1 protein-coding gene is annotated in these 1,371 nt (G+C 63.7%); it reads left to right on the forward strand.

Translation table 11 applies throughout. The annotated features are described in order from the left end of the window. Positions 1–1,371, forward strand: a 1,371-nt coding sequence (glnA, locus tag AWC18_RS17455; protein ID WP_109560130.1) for a type I glutamate--ammonia ligase, incomplete at both ends; no start/stop codon positions are given.

Consider the following 1,371-nt stretch of genomic DNA (forward strand, 5'->3'; position numbering starts at 1 on the left):
ATTCGTTTCTGCGACCTTCCGGGTGTTATGCAGCACTTTTCGATCCCGGCCGCCGCGTTCGACGAGTCGGTGTTCGAAGACGGGCTGGCCTTCGACGGGTCCTCGATCCGTGGATTCCAGTCCATCCACGAGTCCGACATGTTGTTGCTGCCCGACCCCGAAACCGCACGCATCGATCCGTTCCGGGCCGCAAAGACACTTAACCTGAACTTCTTCGTCCACGACCCCTTCACCCGCGAGCCCTACTCGCGCGACCCCCGCAACATCGCCCGCAAGGCCGAGAACTACCTCGCCAGCACCGGCATCGCCGACACCGCCTACTTCGGCGCCGAAGCCGAGTTCTACATCTTCGACTCGGTGCGCTTCGACTCCCAGATCAACGGCACCTTCTACGAAGTGGACTCCGCCGCCGGCTGGTGGAACACCGGACGCCCCACCAACGCCGACGGCAGCCCCAACCTCGGCTACAAAGTCCGCCCCAAGGGCGGCTACTTCCCCGTCGCACCCTATGACCAATACGTCGACCTGCGCGACGCCATGACCACCAACCTCACCAACGCCGGCTTCACCATCGAACGCGGCCACCACGAGGTCGGCACCGGCGGCCAAACCGAGATCAACTACAAGTTCAACACCCTGCTGCACGCCGCCGACGACCTGATGCTGTTCAAATACATCATCAAAAACACCGCCTGGGGCCACGGCAAGACCGTCACCTTCATGCCCAAACCCCTCTTCGGCGACAACGGCTCCGGCATGCACGTACACCAGTCAGTGTGGAAAGACGGCGCCCCCCTGTTCTACGACGAGGCCGGCTACGGCGGCCTGTCCGACATCGCCCGGCACTACATCGGCGGCATCTTGCACCACGCCCCCTCACTGCTGGCCTTCACCAACCCGACCATCAACTCCTACAAGCGCCTGGTCCCCGGCTACGAGGCCCCGATCAACCTGGTCTACAGCCAGCGCAACCGCTCAGCCTGCGTGCGTATCCCGATCACCGGCACCAACCCCAAGGCCAAGCGCCTGGAATTCCGCTGCCCGGACTCCTCGGGTAACCCCTACCTGGCGTTTGCGGCCATGCTGATGGCCGGCATCGACGGCATCAAGAACAAGATCGAACCCGCCGCCCCCGTCGACAAGGACCTCTACGAGCTTCCCCCCGACGAGGCCGCCGCCATCCCCCAAGCCCCCACCTCCCTGGCCCAGGTCATCGACAACCTCGAAGCCGACCACGACTACCTCACCGAAGGCGGCGTGTTCACCCCCGACCTGATCGAAACCTGGATCAACTACAAACGCGACAACGAAATCACCCCGGTCAACCTGCGCCCCCACCCCTACGAATTCGCGCTCTACTACGACTGCCGG

It is taken from the genome of Mycolicibacter nonchromogenicus, from assembly GCF_002101775.1.
GTDB lineage: Bacteria > Actinomycetota > Actinomycetes > Mycobacteriales > Mycobacteriaceae > Mycobacterium > Mycobacterium nonchromogenicum.